Source organism: Clostridium sp., from assembly GCF_032552055.1.
Lineage (GTDB): Bacteria > Bacillota > Clostridia > Clostridiales > Clostridiaceae > Clostridium.
In genome coordinates this window covers 1-6489 of record NZ_JAWGSV010000177.1, presented here as the reverse complement: position 1 = coordinate 6489, position 6489 = coordinate 1, and the positions used below count along the sequence as shown (strand labels likewise).

Sequence of the window (6489 nt, the reverse complement as noted above, 5' to 3'; positions counted from 1 at the left end):
AGTATAATTCAGTATATATCTTGTTTTATTAAATAAGGAAAAACCTTAATCTCACTTCCATCTAGATCTTCCTTATTTATATCAATGGCATTTATTCTATTATTATTGTAGGTCTTGTAATAATAGATACCTTTTTCTTGGTTCATGCATGAAGCATAGACAGTAAAGTCTTCTTTTCCTTCCACAGTCATAACTCCTCCCTTTACCATTGCTGTATAATCAAGCATATGGAAAAATTGGCTAATACCACTTAAATCATCCTCTACTTTTGGTAATCTTGATTTAATAAATGCAATTCTTACAAATCTTGAAACTGAAGAAAAGTCTCCTGGAATTCCTATAGTTCCAGCTCCAACTCCTAGAGGTTCTAATTCTTGATTGCACCATCTAGTTTCTTTCGGATACATCTCTGTAATACCTACATACTGACTTAAATTAATTATATGCCAATCAAAGGTTGGATTATTAGTAAGTACTCCAATATTATTATCATAAACTACAAACTCATCCTTAGTTTTTTCTACTACTATAGACTTTCCTGTTCTATCTACTATCATCCAATGAAGAGTAGGTACAGGATATTTTTCATTTAAAGGTACATCTACTAGCTCTATATTTTTGATTTCTTTCTTAACTTCATCTACTGTTTCATGATTAAATAAAACCCAAAGTATAAAGTCATAAGGTGCAACATTTACTCTTCCTTTAACTGGTTCTTTTTCATAATAAGCAAAGCCTGCAAAGTTTAATCCTGCACAAGCCAACCCTTTTTCATTCATTCCATCAGCTAATGCAGCATGATTATCAATAACAGTTCCCATTCCAATAATTCCATACTTCCCCTTTACCATATTACCAGTAACCTTATCTTCGTATTTATAATTCCTTGGAACAACCATAACAGATTGATTAAAATAATACTCTATATCCATATTTCTTCCAAAAAAGTTATTACCTTTATTTGATTTAATAGTTAATGCTGTACACATATTTCCACCCTATTATATAAATAGAATTTACACTTCTTACTCTACAAATTCTATTTATACCTCTTAATTTTATAATTTCTACTTTTCTTTATTATTCCATAATTTATATTTTTCTTTATTATGTTATTCACTCTTTTATATTATGTAGAAATGTAGAATAAATACTATAAATTTAAATATCTATTTGTTTATCTCATAGTTATTCTATTTATCTATTAACTAAAGTATTCTTAAAGCTTCATCTTCTGGTTTTTATCTTAATAATCTCTCTGAAAAGAAATTAAATCTTTAGCATAAAAAAGACCTAGAAGTTAAAAATTTTCTTAACATCTAGGTCTTAAACTTCAGTTATTATTTTTTGATATATAACTAAAACTCAACTTTGCCTTTTCTTTTAATTACTTTATCCATTGTCGGTATTGCTGGTATTGCACCATATTCCTCGCAAGTCATAGCTCCAACTACATTTGCAAATTCGATTATTTTACCATAATCTCTATTTTCACTTCTTGTTAATCCATATAATACAGCTCCAACAAAAGCATCTCCTGCACCTGTAGAATCCTTTTGATCTATATCTATTGAACCTATGATAATTGATTCATCTCCTTCTATGAGCATTGTTCCTTCTTTACCTAAAGTTATTGCAATAGTTTTAAGGTTAGAGTCTTTCAATGATTGTATTGATTCCTCTAATGTCTTAGTATTTGTTAATAGCATAGCTTCTTCATCACTTAATTTAATAAAATCAGCTTCCTTCATAAAGTTCCAGCAATGCTTTTTATATTCTCCTAATAAATCTTCTGTTATTAGTACATCTCTGTAATTAGGGTCAAAAGTAATTAATGCACCTTTAGACTTTCCTTCTTTTAAAAGTGAATAATAAGTTTCTTGAATTTCTCCTCCTAGGAATACTGTTGCAGATCCAAAATGTATGATATCTTTATTATCTATTGCTATCATTGCTGGATCAATAACATATTTGCTATCACTTCCTCTGTAAAATTCAAAACTTCTTTCTCCACTTTTATCTAAAGTAACTAATGCCAAAGTTGTCTTGCCTTCATCTTTCATAAGTGATGTGTCAACATTGTTTTCTATTAAAGCTTTCTTTAAAAAGCTTCCAAAATTGTCTTTTCCAACTTGACCTAGGAAGTAAGACTTTCCACCTAATTTACTTATAGCTACAGCAACATTGGCAGGTGCTCCACCTGGTTTCTTTAAGTAACTATCTCCATCTTGAGAAACCATATCTATTAATAATTCACCAATACAATATATATTATTCATAGCTTATTACCTCCAAACTTATATCCCTTTTTTTAAGGAATATTTACTATAACTATATTTTATCTCACTATCAGTAAAGATTTCTACTCCCTTAGAATTTTCTAATGGGAATACCCTAGATGTAAATGTTTTTTCTCCATTATTAATAAATATTTCTATTATACTATTATCAACTAAAGCTTTTACATTTACTTTATCAAATGATTTTATTATTGTCTCTCTTACATTTCCATATTCCTCTGCATACTGATGTACCATATTACTTCTATCTAAAATAACACTCTTATTATCCTTATTAAAGGTTAATGTTAACTTTTCTTCTTCTGATACTAAGAATTCAATTCCAAACTTGTTTGCTTCTAATGAATCAATAGTTAAATCTAATTCATAACAATTATTATCACTTAAAATTTCTATTCTTTCATTAGCTATTCCACTATTACTGACTTCATTATCTCTTAAAAGCTCTAATTCTTTAGCTGGCACTTGATATAACTTATCACCTTTTATAGATAATTCTCTAGGGAAAGTCAAACAGTTTGCCCATAGATTATCATCAGTAGGAGCTTTGAATTCCCCCATACCTGCCCATGCAAATAATAATGGCTGATTCATTTTACCTTTAAAGCTTTGAGGTGCGTAAAAATCAAATCCAGCATCAAATTCATCGTAGCTTTCCACAATAAATTTTAAATTTTCTACATCAAACTTTCCAATTACATAAACAACGTTAAATATGTTATGATATTTGTTTTCTACTGGTTCTATCCCTTGTGGAGAAAATATTAATACATCTTTTCCATCTATATTTATATAATCTGGGCACTCCCACATATATCCAAAGTTATTATCAAAGTTTTCAAGGCTTAACTCTCCAAGGAAAGTCCACTCTAAACCATCAATTGACTTATACATAATAAATGTGCCAGTCTCATCTAATCTTTGAGCCCCTAAAATCATATAGTAATTATTATCTTTTTTAAATACCTTAGGGTCTCTTACATGACCTGTATATCCTTCAGGTACTCCTAATATTAGTGGGTTATTGCCATACTTTTCAATTTTTCCATCTTCATCCATAATCGCTAAGCATTGATTAGCACTTCTCTCTTCTTTTCCAAATTTAATATTACCTGTGTAATATAAATATAGCTTTCCATCAATCTCTATAGCTGTTCCTGAATAAGCTCCATGAGATTCATAAGTTTCAGTAGGAGTAAGTGCTACCCCTACCCTTTTCCAATTTACTAAATCTTCTGATTCCAATTGAGCCCAATGCTTCATTCCATGGGTTACTCCAAATGGGTACCACTGATGAAATAATCTATACTTACCTTTATAGTAGGCTAATCCATTTGGATCATTTAATAAACCAAATTCAGGATGAATGTGATAATTAGGTTTCCATGGATCATTTATTGATTTATTTTTAAGTTCATTAAGTTCTGCTTCTGTTGCTTCGATTATTGTTCTATGCTTTTCTTCCTTATAAATTATCATCTTAACCCCCAAACTGTATTTTAAGCTGCTTTTTTCTTAGCTTTAGCAAAGATAATTGTTAAAATTGCACCTGCTAATAGAGCTATTCCATGAGCTATTAAGTAATTTAAATGTCCTGAATTTTCAGCTGCAACTATTGCAAGTCCTGGTATAGCTGTAGCTCCAAATCCTATTGCAGTTACCTTTGTTATGTATATATAAGCTCCACCTAAAGCTCCTGCTATACATCCAGCTACTAGAGGAAATTTATTTTTTAATGTTACACCAAATATTGCTGGTTCAGATATACCAAATAATACCGATCCAAATGAAGATATACAGATTTGTCTTTCCTTCATATTATTCCAGTTAGCTACTAAGTACCCTAATACCGCTCCTCCTTGACCAATTAATGCTACTGACATTAATGGCATTATGAAGTTTCTTCCTGTATCTGCAATTAATTGAGCTTCTACTGCACCTATTACGTGATGTAATCCTGTTATTACAACTATTTGTTGAATACCAGCAAAAATCATATATCCGAAAATACCTAAGTTTGTTGTTGTCCATAATAATGAGCTTGTTACCACATCTGCTAATCCACGACCAACTGGTCCAATTATAGTAAATAGTAAAAATGCTCCAACTGTTACTGTTGCTAATGGTGATAAGAATAACTTAACTAAATCAGGAATTACCTTATTAAAGAAATTATCAAGCTTTGCTGTTATGAATCCCATCATTAATGCAATGATTATTCCACCTTGGAAAGCAACAAGCTCAACTTTTAATCCAAAAATATTAATAACTTCTGGTTCTACAGATCCATTACCAACACTGTAAGCATTAGCTAAGTCTGGATGTAGCATTATTGCTCCAATTACTAAACCTAAAACTGGATTCCCACCGAATCTTTTAGTAGCAGAGTAAGCTACTAGTAATGGTAGTATAGTAAATATTCCTGTTGATGTTATTTGCATAAATCTATTGAATCCAGCTAAGGATGGAAACATCTCAACTACTGATTGTTCTCCAAATATTCCTTGTTGAGTTAATAATCCTGTAATACCCATTAATAATGCAGCTGCAAGTAATCCTGGAATAATATCTACAAATACGTCTGATAAAGATTTAATAGCTTTCTGAAATCTATTTTGCTTTTCAGCAGATTTTGACTTAACATCTTTTAAAGACATATTCTCCTTTCCTGATACCTTTGCAAATACACTATATACATCATTAACAGTACCTGCTCCAAATATTATTTGTAATTGATCCCCAACTATGAATACACCTTTAGCTAGGTCAACATTTTCTATTTCTTTCATATTAACTTTTTTAGTATCTTCTAATACTATTCTTAATCTTGTAGCACAATGTGCTACTCCTTGGACGTTATCTTTTCCGCCAATATGTACTAATATTTCTTCAGAAATTTTTTTATATTGTTCACTTTTGTTTGACATAATTTCTTCCCCCTGTACTTTTCTTTTCAATTAGTGGAACCGGTTCCTAAAATCCATGATTAGATATTATCACATTATTTATCCATATGCAATAGATACAGAAAACATTTTCAAGAGTAATTTTTCTCTTTATATGATAAAAGTGGATATACATAAGTTTCCGCCGCTTCTATCCAAAACAACGCAAACTTACATATATCCACTTTAAGCCTAAATGGAGTAGTAACCATTAACCTCTTATTTAAATTTTAGCCTTAATAAATTATTATTTAACAATTTCTTTAACGCTTTCACCTTTAATAAAATCAAATCCTATTATATGTAAACTTTCAACTTCTTTTTCTTCTATTAAATTTATAATTGTATTTGCTGAAATTATACCTGCTTCATCATTGTTAAATCTAATAGTTGTTAAGCTTGGTGTAATCATTGATGAAATATCGTATCCACCAAAACCAACTAAGGAAATATCTTCTGGAACACTTTTATTATTCTTATTAATAGCTTTCAAAGCTCCTAAAGCTATTTTATCTGTAGCACAAATAATAACAGTTTCCTCTAAATCATTTATTAATTCATTAACTATTTTTTCAGAGTTTTCAGCACTAAAACTTGTAGTTATTTCTTTAAATGTTACAGTTTTATCTCTAAACAAAGATTCTTTTACACCTTTTTTTCTTATGATTCCAACCGCTTCATCACTTTCTTCAACACCTAGATATAGTACTTTTTTATGTCCATTTTTTAAAATGTACTCACCTACAACCTTTCCCGCATTATAGTCATCATTAATAATAGATATTGCTTTATCGTACTTCTGCCCTACTATAATAATAGGAATTTTTAATTTACTTATAACTTTCTTATGCTCATTAGTTATTTCTGTACCTATTAGAATAATTCCATCAACCTTAAGCCTAGATAAATTTTCAATATTTTCAACTTCACTTTCTTTATTTAAGCTCGTGTTTAATATTAACGAATTATATCCTTTTTCTCTAAGTCTTTCATCAATAGACATAATTACTTTTGATGTAACTACAGAATCTAAACAAGGTGCTATTATTCCAACAAATTTTGTTCTCTTTGCCTTTAAACTTTGAGCAAAAGCATTAGGTTCATAATTATATTTATCTATAATAACTTTTATTTTCTCGCTTGTACTCTCACTTATTTTACCGCCATTTAAATATCTAGAAACTGTACTTTTTGCAACCCCAGCCATTTCTGCTATATCTTTTATAGTTAAATTTCTATTATCC

At 29.7% G+C, this 6489-nt stretch carries 5 protein-coding genes; all 5 read right to left on the bottom strand.

What is annotated here, in order from left to right; translation table 11 throughout:
- Window positions 1-8: 8 nt before the first annotated feature.
- Entirely contained in the window at window positions 9-989 is a 981-nt protein-coding gene (gene bsh / locus E6248_RS11480) for a choloylglycine hydrolase (protein ID WP_316340940.1), read from the bottom strand.
- A gap of 369 nt (window positions 990-1358) precedes the next feature.
- Entirely contained in the window at window positions 1359-2279 is a 921-nt protein-coding gene (locus E6248_RS11475) for a carbohydrate kinase (RefSeq protein ID WP_316340939.1), read from the bottom strand.
- An 18-nt stretch (window positions 2280-2297) separates the two neighbouring features.
- Window positions 2298-3779 (bottom strand): sucrose-6-phosphate hydrolase, encoded by a 1482-nt coding sequence (locus tag E6248_RS11470; protein ID WP_316340938.1) that lies wholly within the window; start codon window positions 3777-3779, stop codon window positions 2298-2300.
- Between the two features lie 20 nt (window positions 3780-3799).
- On the bottom strand, window positions 3800-5227 hold the full coding sequence (locus tag E6248_RS11465) for a PTS transporter subunit EIIC (RefSeq protein WP_316340937.1): 1428 nt from the start codon (window positions 5225-5227) through the stop codon (window positions 3800-3802).
- Window positions 5228-5492: 265 nt separating this feature from the next.
- Window positions 5493-6489: LacI family DNA-binding transcriptional regulator (locus tag E6248_RS11460; protein WP_316340936.1), on the bottom strand; the 997-nt coding region annotated here is incomplete at its 5' end.